This window comes from Sphingobium sp. EP60837, assembly GCF_001658005.1.
Taxonomy (GTDB): domain Bacteria; phylum Pseudomonadota; class Alphaproteobacteria; order Sphingomonadales; family Sphingomonadaceae; genus Sphingobium; species Sphingobium tyrosinilyticum.
On the sequence record NZ_CP015987.1, the window covers coordinates 154,592 to 173,512 of the forward strand.

Here is an 18,921-nt window from a genome sequence, read left to right on the forward strand (position 1 = left end):
CATAACCTCTATGACATGGATAATCCCTGCGCTCGCCGTGCTCCCGGGATGCGCGAGCATCGGGTCGCTCATGTCGCCCTATTCAGAGACATTCTCCTGCAAGAATAGCGATCATGGCCAATGTATCCATCCTGAGAAAGCCTATGCCGATGCGGTTGCGGATCGCCCGTCGCGCTCTGACGCGGCGGTCACCAACGACAAGGCGTTGCTGAAGGCGCAAGGCGAGACGGCGCCCTCTTCGGCACAAAATCCACCAGCGCGCCCGGGCAAGGCAAAGGCGGCCGCTTCCCCCAGCGCCTATCAAGGCTATCGGGACAGCGTCTATCGCGAGTTGCAGGGGCTGATCGACGCGCCGGTGACGCCCATGCTTCGGCATTCCCGTGCGGTCCGCACGCTCATTCTCCCCTATGCCGACCGGGCGCGGCCCGATCGGCTCTATATGCCCCGCTACGTCTATTCGCTGATCGACAAGCCGCAATGGGTGATCGGCGACTATCTGGTTGATCCGGTCTCCCCCGCGGCCAAGGCTCCGATCCTCAATCAGGTGCGGGAGCGACCATCGGACGAGACTGCCGCGCCGGAAAGCGCGCGCCCATGAGGGCGCCAGGCTCCCGCACCGGCGGCGGCATGACCCTGGCGCGGTTGCGCCAGAGCGTCGCGCGCGACGCCTATTCAGATTTCCTCCCCATGGTGGCCTGGGACGAGGGCGAGGAAGCCTTTCTCTGCATCGACGATGGCTGGGGCTATGCCTGGGAGCTGGTGCCCGCGGCCTATATGTTCGCCCATGTCCATGGCGCGCTCCAGGGGCTGCTCAATATCCATTTTTCGCCTGATACTGTCGTCCAGCTCCACGCTTTTGCCGACCCGCTGATTGACGATGCGCTTGACGCCTTCCTTGACATGAAGACGCGGGACGATCCGCTGATCCAGGCCTCGGCCCAGCAGACTTATGACTATCTGCAAAAGGGACGACATGGCCTGGACGCGCTCCACGGCATCCCGATCCGCAATTTCCGCAGCTTCCTGTCGGTCAAGACCCGCACGGCGATGGGCCACGACATGCGGCGGCAGATCGAGGAGCAGCTTGCCAAGCTCGGTATTGAGCGGATGGCCCCTGAGCAGCTGGTCGCCTTCTATCGCCGAATATTCAACGGCGTCCATTCGGCCGCCCCCGGTGTCTTTGCCCGCGGCGAGGACGGAATCGCGGCGCGCCCCGTTCGCAAGCAGATCATTGATGCCGGCCCAGACCTTTTGTTCGAGGGACCGGAAGTGTTCCTGGGTAATCAGGTGGCGCGATGCCTGACGCCCAAGTCGCCGGCACGGCGGGTGACCGCCGAGCGCGCCAATCGGCTGACGGGCGGTATGCGGGGGTCGTCGGAGGATAGCGACCAGATTGGCGGTCCCTTCCTCTATACATTGAACATCCTCTTCGATCACAGCGCCTTTGAGATCCATAAGCGCGCCCAGATCCTTTCTGCGCAGAAGGCGGCGGGCTCCTTTGCCGTCGAGGTGGGCAAGCAGATTGAGGAGATTGGTTGGGTTCTCGATGAAGCGGGGAACAGCAAGTTCGTCTCGGTGATCCCGACCGTGTGGCTATTCGGCGAGACCCGCGCCCAGGCCCGAGAGATGGCGGCGCGCGCCAAGCGACTCTGGGAAAGCGAGCCGCTTCCCTTCATGATGCAGGAGGAAAGCTATCTCAATCCGATCCTGCTCGCGATGAGCCTACCCTTTGGCCTCTATCCAGAACGCCGGACGATGAAGCTACTCGAACGCGATCTGCGGATGCCGGTAAAAGCCGCGGTGCTGATGGCGCCGGTCCAGACAGACTTTCGCGGCGGGGGACGCCCAGCGCTTGTCTATACGGGCCGCAAGGGCCAGCTCATCACGCTCGATCTCTTCGACAGCCGCATCAACAATTATAATTTCATCGTCTCAGCTGAGAGCGGCGCGGGCAAGAGCTTCCTCCTCAATAACCTGTGCCAGCAATATTATGCGAGCCAGGCGCTCATCCGGATCATCGACATCGGCGGGAGCTACCGCAAGCTCTGCACCCTTTGCTCGGGGCGTTACATTGATATCGGCGAGGAGCATCTGGTCCTCAATCCCTTCGATATGGGCCTTGCGATCGATGGCGATGACCGGCAGTCGGCGATCGCCATGGCGGTCGCCATCGTTGCCGAAATGGCGAACGCCGCGACGCGCAAGGGCGTCTCCACCTCGCAGTGGAACCTCATCAAGTCCGCGGTCCAATGGACGATCGACACAGGAAGGGCCACGGCCGGCATTGACGCGGTGCGCGAATGGCTGGGCGCCTATCCGGCCCATGCCGCGACCGATCTCGATCGGGTCGATCATCTCGTGCCGGTCGCGCGGGAACTCGCTTTCAACCTCAGAGATTTCGCGAGCAATGGTGCCTATGGCCATTATTTTAATGGCCCTTCCACTCTCGACATATCGAGTGACGAGTTCGTGGTGCTGGAACTCGAGCGCCTCAAGAACATGCCGGACCTCTTCAACGTCATCGTGATGGTGGTGGTGAATGCGGTCACGCAGGAGCTTTATCTTTCAGGCCGCGACCGACCGCGCTTTGTGCTGTGCGATGAAGCAGCGCAGTTCATGAGCAAGAGCGAGGGCCAGGATCTCTCGCGCCTCGCCGAAGCATTCGGTCAGGGCTACCGGCGGGCGCGCAAATATCAGGGCAGCTTTGGCATCGTCCTCCAGTCGATGAACGATCTGCTGCTCTTCGGCGGCACGGGCCAGGTGATCCTGGAAAATGCTGCGACCCGTTTCCTCCTCCAAGGTTCGACCTATGACAAGGCAGTCGAAAACAAGATCCTGGACTATTCAGGCTTCGTCCTCGATCTCCTGAAATCGGTCAGGAACAACAAGCCCAATTATAGCGAAGTCTTCATCGACTCGCCTTTGGGCCTTGGCATCGCGCGCCTCGTCGTCGATCCCTTCTCCTACTGGATCAACACCAGCGCCCCCCAGGAGGTGGCGGCCTTCGAACGGCTCCTCGCGCGCGGCGCCTCGCCGCTCGAAGCGGTGTGCGAACTCGCCGGCATAGACCCCGATCATGTCCTGGGTCCGCGCTTCAATCCCAAGGAGGCGGCACAATGAAACGCCGCTCGATCAACGGCACCCAGCTGGCGCTGCCGCTCGAGCAGCGCGAGGCGATCGAGCGTGAGATCGAAGCGCGCGTCGCGCGCCGCATGCAAGAAGATGCTTGGCTCTGGCGCTTTCGGCTGATCACGATCGAGACGATCATGATGGCGGCGCTGATCGTCGCTGCCGGCATTTTGCTCGGCAAAGCGCCGTTCGCGATCTTCCGCGCCTCGGTGATGGTGGCCGTAGCCTGCTTCGGGAGCGGCATGATCCTGCTTGGCCTTTCGGTGGGCGCCAGCCACAGCTGGTCCGCGATTCTCGAGCGCTACCGCCGGTGGCGCTCATGAGCGGCATCTTCTCCGCCAGCCCGTCGACGGGCCCTGCACGCCTGATGATCGGCGGCCTGCTCCAATCGACGCTGGCTGGCATCCTGGCTCTCATCGCGCCCGATCCGTCGGCTACGATGTTGCGCGCGGCGGTGGGCATCATGCTGCTGACCGCGATCGGTGCCTTCCTGTTCGCCATCAAATCCGAGCAAGCGGACCTCCCGCCTTTCGGGAGACGGTCCCATGTTTGAAAGCCCCCGCTTCTTCCGAATGTTTGCGCTTCCTCTCGCGTTCGCTGCTGCCGCACCGTTTTGCCCGGCGCAGGCCGGTACCGCGACAATTGGCCGCACCTGGCCGATCGCCGAGCCCGATGCCATGGCGGAGATCGAGGCGCGAACTGCAAAGCAGCCAGTCGAAATCGCAAGGAATTTCGGGCCGCGCGCCAATTGGTCGGCGATGCAGGCGGCCGCGCTCCGCGTCGCGACCCAGGCGCGCACCCGCAGCGTCGTGCCCTTCTACACGCTCGATTTCGACATCAAGCTGCCGGACGGCACGCTGCTCTACCCCAAGGGCTACACCTTCAATCCGCTGACCTATGTGTCGCTGCCCCAGCGCCTGGTGATCGTGCACCCGCGAGACCTCAGCTGGGCGATTCGCACCGCGCGCCCGGGGGACTTCATCCTGCTGACCGCTGGCGACGCGCTATCGCTGGGGGAAAGGGTCGGTCGTCCGCTCTTCATCCTGGAGGAACGGGTGAAGGAGCGCCTCGGTCTTACCGTCGCGCCGGTCATCGTTGAGCAGAAGGGCCAAAGGCTGATGCTCACCGAAGTCGATCTTGGCGCTCGGCCTCTTGGGAATGGAGCGGCGCGATGACCGATGCTATCGATCCCATCGCCCGCATCTCAGGCCAGGCCCAGCAGGGCGTGGATCTTAGCGACCGGCAGGAAGAGCCGCAACGGGAAGTCCGGGAGCGGCTGAAACCCATAGCGCATATAGAGTTGCTTGCGCCGCTCCACCAAGTCCTGGTCGCCACAGTTGAGAATGTCGAGCAAGACGATGGCGATCCCGACATCCCTTGCGGCCCGTCCTATGCGCTTGAGCGCATCGGCGAGGAGAAGGCTTCCAAGTCCCCTGCCCTGGAACCGGGCATCGACGCCGATCATCGATATGAACGCGGCGGGTATTTGGCCATGACCCGGTCTGTTGCGCACGTAGCTGGCGGGCAGATGGGAGAAATCCACGCTGTGCGCGTTCAGGGTGTAGAATCCCATAAGCACCTGGTCTGGAGACAGAAGGACAAAGGCCCGTACATTGTCCGCCCGATCGAGTTTGCTCGCTGTCTTGCGCAGATAATTGTCGACCTGGGCGATACCGGACATGAAGGCTGCCCGCTCGTGCCGCGCGGTATCAAGCGGCTCGATGATCATCGCTTTGTCGCTCACGCAAAGTCGCTCTTACCGGTTTTCGATCATCTCGTCATGCCGCGCAAAAGCCTCGCGCAGCGCTTCGGTGGGCGGGCCAGGATTATCCAGCGCATTGAGGATCGCGTCATAATCCTTGCGGCTCACAATCGTCCGCTCGTGCGTCTGGATCGTCTCCAACGCCGCCTTGTAGGCGGCATTCATCACGAAGGCGGAATCATCGAGGCCGCACCATGCCGCCGCCCGCTGAATGGCCTGTTTGATGTGCGGCTTTGTGCGAAAATTCATGCGTACCGTGCTGCGCTCATTGATCGCACCTGCCGCGTCGTCAAACGCTTGCATCGTCTAAGCCTCTTCGTTGGAATTCGTGATCTGATGTACGCCTTTCAGGCGCACATTTCAAGGCTGACCTATGTGACCCAGGCGCCCCAACTTAAACAGGCGTCATTTTTGGGCATCCTGGTCCTGTCGGCTATGGTGGCGACGCCCGCCCATGCATCAAAATGCGAGGCTGGCACCATCTTCAACCCCATCACCAAGGTCCGCTGGACCTGCATCTTCCCGATCACGATCGGCGGGGTGAAGGTCGGGAGCTTCGACAGCCTGTCCAAGGAACTGGATGCCCAATCTGCCAGCAAGCCGCTTTGTGCGTGCCGCAAGGGGGTGAGCTTCTGGTTCGGGGTCAAGGTCAGCTTCTGGTCGCCCAATCGCCTGGTCGATGTGGTGACGGAACCGGGATGCATGATGGCGCTGGGCGCTGATCTCATGCCGACCGGCGGAAAGCTTCAGGGCAGCCAGAGCGGAATTGCCGACGGCACCAACAGCCAAAAGATGTTCGCGCAGATGCATTATTATATCGCGCCGGTCTGGAAGATGCTCGACATGTTCACGGACTTGCCCTGCATCGAGGATGATGGGTTCGACGTCGCGCTCATTACCGAGGTGCTGCCTACCTGGCAGTCGGGAACGCTTGGCGCCATCATCCAGCCCGAGGGCATACTCTTTGGCAATCCGGCGGCGGGGCTCGCCTGTATGGCGGACAGCGCGGCGGCCGCTGCCGGCAAGGTCATCGATCCACTCTTCTGGTGCATGGGCAGCTGGGGTTCGACCTATCCGATCGCCGGCGACATCCATTTTGGCGACAGTGTCGAGGCCTGGGCGGGCCTGGCGGCGCGCGGCACTTTCATGATGGGCCGGCTTGGCGCACTCACCACTTCCTCGGCCGACGGCTGTTCGTTCAAGGCGCAGCCAATCTGGACCAAGAGCCGCTACAAGCTCCAGATCATGGAGCCGGTCAAGGGCGGCAAGTGCGTCAATATCGGCCGTCCCGGCGCGCTCTGGTCGTCGGCCAAGCACGCACCCGGTAAAGACAATGCCCAGTTCATGCTGTTCGAAAAGGTGATCTGCTGCGCGGGGATTGGGGCGCCATGAGCAGATCACCCTCCCCAAGCACCGCGCGCGGCCGACAGGTCTCCGGGTCTTCCCGCCAAAGCCCCCAAGGCCGACAGGACGCGCATGGTGTCGGAGCGGCGCCGACGCCCCCAGACGGCGCCGCTCCATCCCCGGTCAGCGCGGCCGTAACCCCTATAAGCCAGGGCGGCCCCTCTCCCCGCCTGCCGCTTACGGCTGCGCTGACCATCTTTGAGGGCCAGGCCGCTTTCCGCTTTCTTTCGGGAGGGCTTTTCCGGTTTCGGGCGGGGAGCCGGAGCGCACAGGGAGAAGAGGCATGAGGGTCCATCCTGGCTATTTTCTCGCCGCTTTGGCGACGCCCTTCTGCCTCCAGACCGCTGCCTTGGCACAGGGCGAGCACGCCAACGCCAAGGAGCGCGCGCGCGCCGCTGCCGCGGCCTCGCGGGGCAGGAGCGGATCAAGTGATGCCCTGCAATCCAACTATGTGACGCCTGGCTTAAGCGGCCAGACCATCACCACGGTCGATGGGAAGAACGGGTTCACCGCTTCCTTAAGCTGCCAGAAGACATCGACTTTGCTAGAACTGCTCGTGCAACCGGGCAGCACCGGCGACCTGACGCAAGTCCGCATCTCGCATGATCGCGATTTTGACGGCGCGTTCGACAGACAAACCGTGCTCCCGGTGCCTGTATCGGGCGTTTGCGCCAATGGTGTGATCGCCTGCAATCCAGGCACTTGGGAGGGCTGCCGCTATTATGGTTGGGCGGTCGATGGCTCGCTTAATATCAACCTCGCGCAAACGCAGATGACGAGCCTTTCGGGCTGCTACTGCCTTAATAACAGCTGTGGATCAAACCTCGCAGCGGGTAATATGAGCGAGGTCCTCAAGGACCTGGGCGGAGGCGTCATCGGCGCGCTGACGACCGCCGATCCGCGCATCGGCGTCGCGCAGGCTTCGATCGACGGCCCACTCATTCGCTACACGGGCGCACAGACGACCTCCTGTACCTCCAATCCCCAGGTTTCAGCGACGGGCTATCGCGCCAATCCGACTGCAATACAGGGCGACGCTTATTCTGCCTCCCAGGAAAGCAGCATTTTTCAGGCGCTGTCCAGCTCGGCGGCCGGCACCGGCAAGACGCAACAGATCCGCAGTTGTACGATCGAGCGCGAGATTTCCGTCAAGTCATGGGACTTTGATGACATTCTGACAGTGAAGGGTTCGATCGCGCGGGTCACCAGCTGCGGGACAGACTGCCGGCGCTATGAGATCCGAGGCGCTGGCACATGTGGCAGTATGCCCCCCATCTATAATGCGACGTTCGAGCCGGCGGCACCAAAGCGGATCGTTTCAGCGCGCATCGTCGAAATGGGCGCGGACGACTGGGTCCAGGCAAGGGTCAATGGACAGATCGTCGGCTATGCGGGCAAGCGCCCGTGGCTGGGCGAGCCCTTGCCCTCAGGCGATTGCCGGATCAGCGACGATCCTTGGGTTAACAGGAACGCGATCGACATCACCGATCGGCTCCGCGCCGGCCCGACGGTAGTCGGCGCGCGCGTCCGGGGCGGCGGCGGCGGGAATTGGGGCTATGTCACGCTCGAGGTCAAGGTCGACACGCGTTGTGAAACAACCGAGCGGCTGGTCGACCTGTGCGCCGGTTATGGCGCCGATCCGGCATGCACGCTGCGCGACGAAACGGTCGACGATGTCGTGACCTTCCGCAATGGCGTAAATACTGGCCTTACCCCGCTCTCCCAGACCCGAATGATCGGCACGGGCGCCTGCGCCATGACCGTCAACCGCGACTTCTTCCTGAGGAGCCGGCGCTATGCCTGCATGATCGACACAGGGAGTGCGGCTTCTCCCGATCTCTCCCGCGCCGCCTATATCATCGACCATTCGACCGAGACGGTCTTGCGCGACAAGATCGGCACAGCGGACGGCGGAAGCGTTGAGACGTCCCGGCCCTTCTCGCTCCCGGCACAGGATGCGGTCGCCGCCTGCGAACCTATCTGCAAGACGCGAAAGGCCCGGACCAACAGCGATGCCGCGCTTGCAGGCGTAGTGGGGGAGCTGCAGAACGCCGCGCAAGGCTGGGACAGCTATTATCATGTCTGCACGCCCGACACTGTCTGTCCGGCAGGTGATGGCGAGGAGATCGTTTCGGCGTGCGGCTGCCTCGATGATTTTCCCGAGGCCGTCACGATGATGCAGACGGTGCGGCTCGCGGGCGCAGATCTCGTCTGCACAGCGAGCGCGCCATGACGCCCCGCTCGTCCCTCGCTGCTCTGGCGGTGCTGCTCCTTGCCACCTGCGGCCAACCGCAAGCGGCCGTGGCCCAGCAATGGCTATGTGCGGCTGATCTAAACGGCAACGGCGACGCCGCCGATGAAGGCGAGATTGCGAGCTGCACGGCTACGCAGGGGGGCGGACATCTGTGTCCGATCGATGAAAGTGCCTGCACGCTCAACGGTGCTAGCCAGTATAGCTGTCCGCTTGGGAGCCGATATACTTGCGGCTCGTCCGATGGTGTCTCACCGCCGAGCTGCTCACCCCATAGCTGCATCGACACCAGCGCCAACCCGCTCGAAGAGGAAGCAGTGGTCGATGACCCCGGCACGGTTGCCGATGGGGAGGTCGATGCCGACGGCAATTGCCTCGGCACGATCGAAATATTCGGCGGGCGCAAGCTTCGCTGCCGTCCGCCGGGCCTTAGCGTCACCTTCCAGAATTGCTGCAAGGACAAGGACAAGATCGTGAAGGACGGCATGGGCTCGTCGATCAGTTCGATCGGGACCAAGATCGCCGTCGCCAAGGGCGTATTCACCGGCATGAAGGCTGCCTACACCGCCTTCAAGGCAGGCGCGACCGCGAGTCAGGCTGCAAGCGCAGGCGCAAACGCGCTCATCGTCGGCATCGACCCCACGTCGATCGCCATCAGCCTTGCGATCAATTTCATGGTCGAGGTGCTGCTCCAGGGCTGCGACAGCCAAGATATGGAAGCCGGCATGTTGCGCGGTTCGGGCATGTGCCACGAGGTTGGCACCTATTGCTCGTCCAAGATCCTCGGGATCTGCGTGCAGAAGGCCAGGAGCCAATGCTGCTTCAACAGCAAGCTTGGCCGCATCATCCAGGAACAGGGCCGCCCGCAGCTCAAATCGTTCAATGCCATTGGCTGGGGCGAGGTCAAATCACCCAACTGCCGTGGGTTCACGCCCGAGGAGTTCCAGGCGCTCGACTTCAGTAAGATGGACCTCTTCGAATATTATAGCGAGATCGAAGCCCGATCGGCCGATCTCATCCAATCCGACATGGAGGAGCGCGTCGATGCCTATCTCAACGCCGTCCAACCCTAGGATCGCGGTGGCCCTGCTACTGGGAGGATGCTGCGCGCCGGCAGTGGCGGGGTCCGCAGGGCAAATGTCCCCACCGGGCACAAAGCCATCCATCTCCGCGACATCGGGCGCTGCGGCAATGGAGGCGCTGGCAAAGGCGCGCGCACGCGCGAAGCCCGGCAGGGAGGCGAGCGGGCAGACGCCCACACCAGCGCTCCCTGCGCCATCCGAAAAGCTGCGCAAACGTGCGTTCGAGGCCATGCGATCGCGAAAAGCCGATCCTCGTCCAGAGGAGCGGGCGCGCGCGGCGCGACAAGCGGGCGAAGCGCAGCTCGCGCGGGATCGTGATGAGATGAGCCGGCGGCTCGCTGAGGCTTTGGGGCTCGAGGCGCCCGCGACTATGGCCGTGGCCCAGGCAGTGACGCGGGCGCCCGCCCACGCCTGGGTGCCCGTCCTGTTCGTCTCCTCATCCATGCCCATCGCTACGCTGCGGACCTATGCCGGGCAGCTTGAACGCGCCCGGGGCGTGTTGGCGTTCCGGGGGATGCCTGGCGGCCTCACCAGGGTCGGGCCGATGGCGAAGCTCTCCGCGCAAATCCTGCGGCTCGATCCAGGCTGCGAAGGCCCGGCCTGCACGATGCGCGACGTTCAGCTCATTATCGATCCGATCCTATTCCGCCAGCATGGCATCGCGCGCGTGCCTGCGCTGGGGCTTCTGCCCGGAGATCCCACCAAGCCTTATTGCGAGCGAGAGGAGCAAGGGCCTGCATCAACCAAGGCCAGCCACCTCGTTTATGGCGACGCCGCGCTCTTCGGGATGCTCGAAACCTATGCCCGCCTCGGCGGAAAAGAGGAGGTGCGCGATGCTCAGACTCGCCTGGAACGCCGGTAGGTTCGTCTGGCCCAAAGTCCGTGACCTTCCTCGCCAGGCTGCGGGCGCCCTTCAATCACCGGACACCGCCCAGCCCTTCCTCCAGAGTCCGCTGGCTAAAACCCTCATCATCGTAAGCGCGATCGCGCTGTTCGTCTGGTGGGCGCTGCCCCAGCTCCTATGGGTGCGCAGCCCCTCGATCGACGCCTGGGCGGTGCGCAAGGTCGGCGGCCCGATCAAGCGGCATGACCTCGTCATGTTCGAGCTTAAGCATCCGCTCGCTGGCCCAGCGCCGGTCAATGTCACCAAATATGCGCTCTGCCTTCCTGGAGACTATCTGGCCTCCTACACCATGCATTCCGAACGATATGCCAAGCGCCTCGACGCTGCCTACTTCTGCAACGGCAGTCTCATCGGCGTCAGCAAACCCTATGGCCGCTCCGGGCAGCGCCTGGACTATTTCGGCTGGAAGAACGGGCCGGTGCCAGCGGGCCAGGCCTATATCGGCTCCTCCTACAAGGACGGGTTCGATAGCCGCTATTTTGGGCTCGTGCCCATCTCCGCGCTCACGCGCATGGAGCGCGTGCTGTGATGCCGCGACATCTCGTCGCGCTGGCTCTTGCCACGGCCGTTACCGCTTCGAGCGCCGGACTATGCGCAGATCCCGGTTCCTCGGCGAAGGTGCGGCAAGGCTATTGGTGGTATGAAGCGCCGCCCGCACCGGCAGATGAGAAGGCGGAAGAGGAGGCGGTCGAGAAGCCCACCATTCCTCCCATGGCACAGCTCGCAAAATGGTCGCCGCCGCGCGTTCGCAAACTGATCGAGGCGCAGCGCGACTATGCGGCAACCGTGTTGACGGTAGACGCCGTCTCCGACTTCTGGCGGCTCCAGGATTTTGCGCGGCGCAAGGCCCGGGCATTCGCCGGCGTCACACAGATCGCGATGCTGACCCATCCAGAACTCAATTCAAAATCCGCCAATCCCATGGTCGGCGATGCGCGCGCGGCGCTCGGCGCGGAAAAGGAGGCTGTGCGTCGCACTTATCTTCGCGCCAATGCCCGAAGCTATGCCCTCGTCATGTTCAGCCGGACCAGCTGCGGCTATTGCCGGGTGCAATGGCCGATCGCTCAGCGCTTCCAGGAAGAATTTGGCTGGCAGGTCATACGACAGGATCTCGATGCTCATCCAGAGCTTGGTCAACGGTTCGGCGTCGAGGTGACGCCCACGATCATGGTCATCAAGCGCGACAGCCAGCAGCGGATGGTGATAGCGAGCGGGGTTGAGGCTTATCCCAATCTCTCGGCCATGGCCTATCAGGCCGTGAGGCTATTGAATGGCGACATCCGCCCCGAGCAGTTCATGACGGGCGCGGGAGAGGAAGGTGGCTTCTTCGACGCGCTCGCCAATGGGCCGGTGTCAGTCAGCTCCGTCGATGGGTCTTCAGACGCCTCATCACTGCAGGAAGACCGCTGATGATGCAGCCCTGTTCACTTCGGGGTAAGTGCGGCTCGGCCGCGTCGCTTCGCGATCTTCACAGCCTGAACGTCGAAACTGACGAATGTCTCGCCGCCCAGCCACTGGCCTTCATGGGTGATGACGCCATCTGCAAAATCACCATCAGCATCAAGAAAGGCGAGACCAGCCTCGACCGCGGCATGATCGACCTCGACATTATCGGCCGCGAGCAACGTGCGAAGCATATCGGCGAACTCCCCCCGACTGACCTTGAAGCCCTTGATCAACACCCAGGCGAGTTCGCACAAGGTTGGCAGGGTCAGGGCGACGAGCTTTGCCCCATCGAGCTGCGCGCGCGCCAGAGGGCTTTGGACCTCGTCATCGTCGGTAATGGCGCGAACCAATATGTTGGTGTCAGCGATGATCTTCACAGTTCGCCGGCCCAACCCTTTCCGATAATCTCGTTCATCTCCTCGATGCTCATTGGCTTGCGCCCCTCTCGCTTCAACATGCCGAAGACATCGGAGATTTTTCCGCTGGGCTTCATCGCATGGATCTCGATGCGACCATCAGGTAGCTTCTCGACCGCAACCCGGTCGCCAGGCTGCAATCCAAGATGCTTGAGCAAATCCTTCTTGAGGGTAATCTGGCCCTTGGTCGTGATGGTAAGCGCATTCATCGCAGCTATCCTTTCGACCACCAAGGTAAGGCATTATCGCCTTACATTCAAGCTCAGCCTCGTCATGTTGATGACCTCCCTGTCAGCGGAAATCCCCACGCAGGCTTCAGCTGCCATTCCGGCTGAACGAGCGAAGCAGGCCGCGATCCACCCGGTCGCTACGTCCCGAGAATTGACCGCCTGGCTCGCGCGCGTGCCTCTGACTCGTGAGTTCCCATCCGACCTCGACGAAACGCTGCGGTCTGAGAACAGAATGTTCGTGATCGAGATGAGCTCAGCGCCGGGCTGCGTGCCATGCGGCGACCTTTGGGCGAAACTGCTACGCTTCAGCCGTGCCTATGGGTGGCAAGTCCGCACCATATCCTCCAGCGAAGCGCTCCTGCGATCCGGCCGGCTTGGCCTTCCCTGGGTCGGCCATCCGGTGCTCTGGGTGCGACCGGCGGCTGACAAGGATCGCCTCGTTCCCGCTGCGATCGGCACGGATCATGACGCCAATCTCCGGCGAAACATCTACCTCTCGACCAAATTGCTGACGGGCGTCCGACCGGAAATCGGTCTTCGTGCCATGTCGAAATATACAGGGATCGTGGCGCCCGCGACCGCCCGGCCCATCCAATTCAAGCGCAAAGGGGACTGACCATGGCGGGTTTCAGCTCTCTCCTCCTCCAGCAAGGACACCCGCCATGGCTTCTATCTGTCGTTTATCTCTGATCAGTTTGGCAGCGCTCGGCATCCCTTTGACCACGCCTGATGCGCACGCCCAGGGTTGGGCGGAAAGCTGGTTTGACAATGTCACCTATACGAGCCCCGGCAGCTTCGAGGACCAGACCCGCGGCTATGTAACGGCAGGCGGCATGTCCGGCCGGGTCGATGTCCATAATGACTATCTGATGAGCCTCACCCTTCCAAAGGTGAAGGCCGGGTGTGGCGGCATCGACATGTTCTTGGGCGGCATGTCGTTCCTCGATCCGGACTATCTCGTCCAGAAGCTCGAAAGCATCCTTCAGGCAGCGCCAGCGGTCGCGTTCCAGTATCTCCTCGAAACGCTCGACGAAAAAATGGGCAACATCATCAGCAAGATGGAGGCTGCGACCAACTTCCTCAACTCTATCCAGGTGAACGACTGCCGGCTGTCAAACCGGATGGTGCAGATAGCCAAGGGCGACGACAATATGTCGGGCATCATCGAGGAGATGACCGGTTATCGCTCCGTCAAACAGGGCTTTGCCAAAAGCTATCAGCAGAGCCGGGAAAAGATCGAGTCCAACGCCAACAATCCGACCGAGGATCTGAAGGACGCGCTCGCCAACTGCCCGGCTGAGGTGACCGACATCTTCCGGACCGGATCGCTTCTCTCCCATGCCGCAGCGCGCGTGGGCGCGAGCGGCTGGGCCGGTGTCATGCGCGCGCGGGTGGGCGACGTCTACATGCGTTGGGACAACAATGACAAAGTCCCCCTCTTCTCCGCGATTCCGGCCTGCCCGGCGCAGGACACTGATGCGCCCGACGATTTCCTGACCGGCAAGGTCCAGACCCGCGCGCTCAACATCCCGGCGACGTCGAGCGACTGCTCCCAGGATGGCGGCAAGGGCGCTCTCGCTCTGTCGCGAGAAAGGCTCGCATCGATTGCCGCTAAGATCCGGACAAAAGCCGCGCTCACCTCCGATGAGCGTCAGTTCGTGGCCAATGTCCGGACCCTCCCCGTCTACCGGTTGCTTGAATGGGGCGTACGTCAGGGCGTGGTGGATTCGGTCATCGCAGACACCGACGAACTTGTGGCGCTGACCCTTGCCTATCAGATGTTAAACGACCTCACCCGCACGATTGATTTCGCGCTCACCAATGCCGAACGGGGGGCGGCCTCCGCGGGCGCCGCCGACGGGGCGAGCGCCCATATCTGCCAAACCCGCATCCTGACCAAAGGGATCGAGCAGCTAAGGGATCTGCGTGAGGAAGTGCTGCGCCAGCGCGCGCAGATGCGGCAATCCTATTTGGCGGCCCTCAACCAGGCGAACCTCTCGGCTAACTATGCCGGGCTACTTCGCCAGCGCGATCTGGACGCCCGCAACGCAGCCGGCGTCGCTGCCAGCCGCAATCGTTGACACGCGAAGGTCGAGCCATGCCCAAGCGCAGCCACCCAGCCTTCCCCGCTCGCCTTGCCACGGCAATCGCGGCGATCCTCGCTGTCCTTCCCGCACCGGCCCTGGCGCTCGAAGCCAGCTACCACAGCTATGACGGCTTTGAGGAAACGGTCGACGCCTTCCGCCTCGTCTCGATGATCTTTGCCGATCCGCGCTATGAGACGCTGGTGCTGATCATGGCGATCGCCGGTATCGCGCTTGGAGCGGTGCTCGCCAGCGTCCGGGGCCAGGGGATGGGCCTGCTTGCCTTCGGCTTCCAGATCCTCATGGGCGTCGGCCTCTTCGTCGGATTCGTCGCGACGACCGGAACGGTCCATGTCTATGACCGGGTTCGCAACGCCTATCAGGCGGTGGGTGAAGTCCCCAATCTCCTGGTTCTGGTCGCCGGGACCACGAACCTGATCGAGCGTTCGCTGGCCGAGACGATCGACGACAACACCCTCGATCCTGCCGCGAAGCTGGAGTTCGGCGCGGGCGGCCATGCCTTCAATCTCTTCTTCAATGCTGCCTCGCCTCGCGGGCCAATGACCGACACCTTCCTTGATGCGACGCTCAAGGACTATGTGCGGCAATGCTATCCGGTCGCGCGGGTGTCGCCGGCCTATGGCGTCGATGACGACATGCTGTTCCGGACCGCCACGGACTTGCCCGCTGCGTTCGCGGCAATGGGAGGTCCCGCCACCTTCTCCACGGTCTATACCGCCGGCAACAAGGCCGGCGAGACGATGAGCTGCGCCGACGCCTGGGAGCATATCTCCGCGCGCCTCGCCGACCCGGCGCTGTACGACAACTATGTGCGGCAAAGCTGCATCCGCACCGGGTTCGACGTTGATGATGCAACCCAGTTCGCGCGCTGCAAGAGCCAGCTTGGCGAAATGGGCGAGATGATGATGGGAACGCCCCTCTCCCTTCAGGCCTTCATGACCGACCTGATGCTTGGCACCACCGTCGGCGATGTTCTGTTCGAGGACTCGCCGGCCACCGCAGCAAGGGTCATGGCGAACCGGGCGGTCATCTCCAACGGTCTTGCGACCATGTCCGCCGCCAACGAGTGGATGCCCACCATCAGGGCGACCATATTCGGGATCATGCTGTTCATGGTGCCGGTGGCGCTGCTGTTCGTGCTGACGCCCATCAACCTTCGGGTTCTGAGCTATGCGCTCGGCCTCTTCGTGTTCGTGGCGCTCTGGGGCGTCATTGATGCCGGCATCTATCAGTTGACCCTGGGCCGGGCGATGGACGTGCTGGCCGAAATGCGCGCCAATCATGTGGCGGCCAATGCCTGGATTCTGGCCCCCTCCTCCGCGATGAAGGCACTGGCGATCTTCGGCACCTTCCGAACGGCCGCAGCCGGCTTGGCCGCTGCCTTCGTGTTCACGGTATTCCGCTTCTCGGGTAACATGTTCAGTTCGCTGACTGGAGCATCTCAAGGCATTCACACCCAGGCTGCGGGCGCCGCCGCGCCGATGGCGACGAGCGAGGGCTATGCCTCGGCCCTCGAAGCCCAGGGCGCGGCGATGGGCACCGCGCATCGTAAGGCGGCGACCTCCAGTTTCGGCGACTTTGGCGAGCGAAGCTCCTTCGCCGCCTCGCGATCGTTCGGTGAGGCCGGCACCATAATTGGGGAAGGTAGCCCGACAACGCCGGGCCAGAGCGCACTCAGCCTGGGCGGCCTCGACGCGCAGCGCCATTTGGGAGGCCTCGCCCCGGCGCTCGCCAAAGGCGATCTCACCAGCCCAGAAGCCGCAAAAGCCGCGCGCGCCAACGCCACCACCTCGGCGATCCACCAATTTGCAGAAAAGGATGCGCTTCGGTCGCTCGGCACCCGCTATTTTGGCGACGGACAGTCAGGCGAGCGCGCCTTTGCCGCCTTCGCACAAACGATGGTGCAGTGGAAAGCGTTCGGAGACGAGCGCGCCTATGCAATGATGCACCAGGCAGCGTCCCGCCATTATGAACGTGGCGGCTACAGCGCCCAGGATGCCGAGCTCAAGGCCACCAGCATCATAGCCGAAGCCTCCGCGGATCCGACTTTCGGCAAACTCATCGCCAATGCCTGGGACCAGGAACAGATGCTGCGGAACGACCTCACCGGGGCGCAGGTGCAGGTCGGGGCCATGGAAGGCCGGCGCGACTTTGCCGGGCAAAATGTGACCGGGATCGAGCGCGGCAATGTGGCAACGGAGCAAGCCCATCGGACTGGAAGCAACCAAGGTCAGCGCGACGCTTCGGCGATGCTCGGACTTCCGGTCCAGGAGACCAGCCGCCGGATCGCCTTCATCAATGCGCTCTCGGGCGAGGCACGTTCTTCCGCCATCAGCCAGCTCGCCCGGGCTACTGGGCGCAACGAGGCCCAGGTGGAAAAGGCGCTCGCCACCTACTCGGCCGCAACGCAACTGGGAATAGCCGACGGCACGACCGCTGAGGCCGCGAGAGAAGGCACGAGCGTCTATGGCCGTACGAGAGAGGCAGCCGGGTACGATTTTGCCGAACGGTCCGGCAAGCTCGATGCCCAGCGGGAGGTCGGGCATGACGGAACCAGGGCCGCCGCGCGCATTGGCGAGCAGCGCCGTCAGTCCGATAATTTCGGCTTTGCCGAGGGCGCGCAGGCCGCTGGCACATCCGTGCGGGGCGCCGCCAATCTCGATGCCTTCATCAAGACCCTGAGCCAAACCGCCGGCAACCAGGTCGACCGGGCGGAAGGTGGCGCCGAGGGTACTGCTGACCGGGCACGAAACGACCGCCTCACCCGTATTGTCGATGCCGAACGTCTGACCCGCATGCAGGGCCTCCTTCGCGCCAACGGAATTACCATGTCGAAACGGCAGCTTGCGATGGATCAGAATGGCGATCTCAGCCTCAACCTGACGCCCCAGACCGCCGCCCAGATGTGGCAGGCCGGCCTCATCAACGAGAGCCAGCTGAGCGCCGTTGCCAATGGTGGCCAGGCCCGCTTCAGCTTCGCCGGCAATGACCTGCTGGTCTCGTCCAGCGCGGGATTTCAGCGAAGCGCTCGCAGCGACACCAGCACGCGGTTCGAGGCGGGAAAGCAGGCAGGCCCCGACACGATTGAGCATTTCCTGGGCGGCGGCCAGGATGGCCACGACATGATGGCGAGATGGCTAAAAGGCGGGTTCGAGATGGACCGTTATGGCCAATGGCGTTTGAAGCCGCAGGTGGCCGACACGCTACAGCGCGACGTTCAGGCGGTTATGTCCCAAACAGGATGGACACGTTCGCTTGCTCGATCCGCCGACCATCAAATTTCCAATGATATCACCTTCAGCGCAGACATTTCAGGTCGCAGCTTGGAGTTTGGAAGGACCAATGGTCGAGGCAACCCAAAGGCTGGCACAGCCGCGCGCGGAGAAAGCGGATTTCAATTGACTGGTAGGACGGCCGACACGGGATCCGGTGCCACAAGGGCTTCATCAACTATAGACATCGTGAATTACGACGTTCGTTCGGCAATTGCTAACGCCGAGCAAAGCGCAGCCAGATCGAGCAGTCCGCATCAGTCTTTCACCCAAGAACTGAGCAAACAGATTCTCGGCCCCGAAGGCCTACGCAATCGCTACCTCAGCCAAGCTGATGAAAGCCGAGGTACTTTTGACCTCACAGCCCCCGTGACAAGCTTCGAGCAATCGAGGGTTCTCGGCACGGGAAGCTTCTCGGGTGACATTGGTTATGGTCCAGGAGATGGCGACCCGACCTTCAAAAAGCGCTAAGAATCCCCGTAAAGTCGGCGCCGAAAAGAATCGCTCATCGGATTCATTGGATGCCAAAGCCATTCAGAATTGCCGGGATCAGTCGGGTCATTCCCGCGGTGGCGCCTATGCCATTCCCATTCATCCTCGGTAAGCGGCCGCATCGGACCAAATCTGTGCTTCCAGGCGGCGCGAAAATAGCCAAAGCCGAGTCCGCATATGAAAAGATAGGGGTTCAGGACAAGCGCCATCGTCAGCGTGGCGGCGTCCTCATGGGAGTGCAAAAGATCGCGAGGACCGACGTAACCGAGCAGGAGAACCAGCAGAATGAGTGCAATCCACAGTTTGGCGTACCAGGGGCGCCAGAACCAATCGCGAATTTTCGGCCGTTCTAACGGCTCTAGGTTCGGGGCTTTGTCTGTTTCGTCCATGCTTCGCTGCCTCGAGCAGACATTGACAGATTTTCGCCT

The 18,921-nt window shown here is 62.7% G+C and carries 19 protein-coding genes; 14 read left to right on the plus strand and 5 right to left on the minus strand.

All coding sequences use genetic code 11. The annotated features are described in order from the left end of the window. Positions 1 to 37 precede the first annotated feature (37 nt). Genes EP837_RS13840 through EP837_RS13860 form a run of 5 tightly spaced genes read left to right on the plus strand, consistent with a single transcriptional unit; the run spans position 38 to position 4,304 of the window. Complete coding sequence (locus EP837_RS13840; RefSeq protein ID WP_225870671.1) at positions 38 to 598, plus strand: TraV family lipoprotein; 561 nt, start codon at positions 38 to 40, stop codon at positions 596 to 598. Beyond that, a complete protein-coding gene (locus tag EP837_RS13845) occupies positions 595 to 3,120 on the plus strand; it encodes a TraC family protein (RefSeq protein WP_066529751.1) in 2,526 nt (841 codons plus the stop codon). Before EP837_RS13840 ends, EP837_RS13845 begins: the two co-directional genes overlap by 4 nt. Next, a complete protein-coding gene (locus tag EP837_RS13850; RefSeq protein ID WP_066529753.1) occupies positions 3,117 to 3,452 on the plus strand; it encodes a hypothetical protein in 336 nt (111 codons plus the stop codon). The genes EP837_RS13845 and EP837_RS13850 overlap by 4 nt, the downstream gene beginning before the upstream one ends. Then, the gene (locus EP837_RS13855) at positions 3,449 to 3,682 is read left to right on the plus strand and encodes a hypothetical protein (RefSeq protein WP_066529757.1); all 234 of its coding nucleotides are present in this window, start codon (positions 3,449 to 3,451) and stop codon (positions 3,680 to 3,682) included. Before EP837_RS13850 ends, EP837_RS13855 begins: the two co-directional genes overlap by 4 nt. Before the next feature lie 19 nt (positions 3,683 to 3,701). After that, positions 3,702 to 4,304, plus strand: coding sequence for a conjugal transfer protein TraW (locus EP837_RS13860; protein ID WP_066531590.1), 603 nt, complete (start codon positions 3,702 to 3,704; stop codon positions 4,302 to 4,304). A 29-nt stretch (positions 4,305 to 4,333) separates the two neighbouring features. Here the strand turns inward: EP837_RS13860 and EP837_RS13865 are convergent, their stop codons facing one another. Together EP837_RS13865 and EP837_RS13870 are read right to left on the minus strand one after the other, a co-directional pair. Next, on the minus strand, positions 4,334 to 4,873 hold the full coding sequence (locus EP837_RS13865) for a GNAT family N-acetyltransferase (protein WP_225870649.1): 540 nt from the start codon (positions 4,871 to 4,873) through the stop codon (positions 4,334 to 4,336). A gap of 12 nt (positions 4,874 to 4,885) precedes the next feature. After that, positions 4,886 to 5,194: a type II toxin-antitoxin system TacA family antitoxin gene (locus EP837_RS13870; protein WP_066529760.1), complete on the minus strand. Its 309-nt coding sequence runs from the start codon at positions 5,192 to 5,194 to the stop codon at positions 4,886 to 4,888. Positions 5,195 to 5,326: 132 nt separating this feature from the next. Here EP837_RS13870 and EP837_RS13875 point away from each other — a divergent pair, with 132 nt between their 5' ends. From EP837_RS13875 to EP837_RS13900, 6 genes are all read left to right on the plus strand, one after another. After that, entirely contained in the window at positions 5,327 to 6,283 is a 957-nt protein-coding gene (locus tag EP837_RS13875) for a TraU family protein (RefSeq protein WP_156518708.1), read from the plus strand. Positions 6,284 to 6,578: 295 nt separating this feature from the next. Next, the gene (locus EP837_RS13880; protein WP_066529762.1) at positions 6,579 to 8,528 is read left to right on the plus strand and encodes a hypothetical protein; all 1,950 of its coding nucleotides are present in this window, start codon (positions 6,579 to 6,581) and stop codon (positions 8,526 to 8,528) included. After that, on the plus strand, positions 8,525 to 9,619 hold the full coding sequence (gene traN, locus EP837_RS13885) for a conjugal transfer protein TraN (protein WP_066529765.1): 1,095 nt from the start codon (positions 8,525 to 8,527) through the stop codon (positions 9,617 to 9,619). The genes EP837_RS13880 and traN overlap by 4 nt, the downstream gene beginning before the upstream one ends. After that, complete coding sequence (locus EP837_RS13890) at positions 9,591 to 10,490, plus strand: type-F conjugative transfer system pilin assembly protein TrbC (RefSeq protein ID WP_082919700.1); 900 nt, start codon at positions 9,591 to 9,593, stop codon at positions 10,488 to 10,490. Before traN ends, EP837_RS13890 begins: the two co-directional genes overlap by 29 nt. Next, the gene (locus tag EP837_RS13895) at positions 10,462 to 11,061 is read left to right on the plus strand and encodes a S26 family signal peptidase (RefSeq protein ID WP_066529778.1); all 600 of its coding nucleotides are present in this window, start codon (positions 10,462 to 10,464) and stop codon (positions 11,059 to 11,061) included. Before EP837_RS13890 ends, EP837_RS13895 begins: the two co-directional genes overlap by 29 nt. After that, complete coding sequence (locus EP837_RS13900; protein WP_066529784.1) at positions 11,061 to 11,942, plus strand: conjugal transfer protein TraF; 882 nt, start codon at positions 11,061 to 11,063, stop codon at positions 11,940 to 11,942. Before EP837_RS13895 ends, EP837_RS13900 begins: the two co-directional genes overlap by 1 nt. 14 nt (positions 11,943 to 11,956) lie before the next feature. Here EP837_RS13900 and EP837_RS13905 read toward each other — a convergent pair whose 3' ends face one another. Beyond that, positions 11,957 to 12,355, minus strand: a complete 399-nt coding sequence (locus EP837_RS13905) for a type II toxin-antitoxin system VapC family toxin (protein ID WP_066529786.1) — start codon at positions 12,353 to 12,355, stop codon at positions 11,957 to 11,959. Further along, complete coding sequence (locus EP837_RS13910; RefSeq protein WP_066529788.1) at positions 12,352 to 12,603, minus strand: AbrB/MazE/SpoVT family DNA-binding domain-containing protein; 252 nt, start codon at positions 12,601 to 12,603, stop codon at positions 12,352 to 12,354. The genes EP837_RS13905 and EP837_RS13910 overlap by 4 nt, the downstream gene beginning before the upstream one ends. On the opposite strand from EP837_RS13910, the gene EP837_RS13915 reads away from it, so the two are divergent. From EP837_RS13915 to EP837_RS13925, 3 genes are read left to right on the plus strand one after another with little or no spacing between them, the layout of a single operon-like run. After that, positions 12,587 to 13,240 carry a hypothetical protein gene (locus tag EP837_RS13915; protein ID WP_335676300.1) on the plus strand — a complete coding sequence of 218 codons (654 nt, stop codon included), beginning with the start codon at positions 12,587 to 12,589 and terminating at the stop codon, positions 13,238 to 13,240. The two genes, EP837_RS13910 and EP837_RS13915, sit on opposite strands and share 17 nt — an antisense overlap. Before the next feature lie 46 nt (positions 13,241 to 13,286). Continuing rightward, on the plus strand, positions 13,287 to 14,705 hold the full coding sequence (locus EP837_RS13920) for a conjugal transfer protein TraH (RefSeq protein ID WP_066529792.1): 1,419 nt from the start codon (positions 13,287 to 13,289) through the stop codon (positions 14,703 to 14,705). A 17-nt stretch (positions 14,706 to 14,722) separates the two neighbouring features. Beyond that, complete coding sequence (locus EP837_RS13925) at positions 14,723 to 18,472, plus strand: conjugal transfer protein TraG N-terminal domain-containing protein (protein WP_066529800.1); 3,750 nt, start codon at positions 14,723 to 14,725, stop codon at positions 18,470 to 18,472. Here EP837_RS13925 and EP837_RS13930 read toward each other — a convergent pair. Beyond that, positions 18,469 to 18,882 (minus strand): hypothetical protein, encoded by a 414-nt coding sequence (locus EP837_RS13930; protein ID WP_066529802.1) that lies wholly within the window; start codon positions 18,880 to 18,882, stop codon positions 18,469 to 18,471. The genes EP837_RS13925 and EP837_RS13930 overlap by 4 nt on opposite strands. Positions 18,883 to 18,921: the final 39 nt, after the last annotated feature.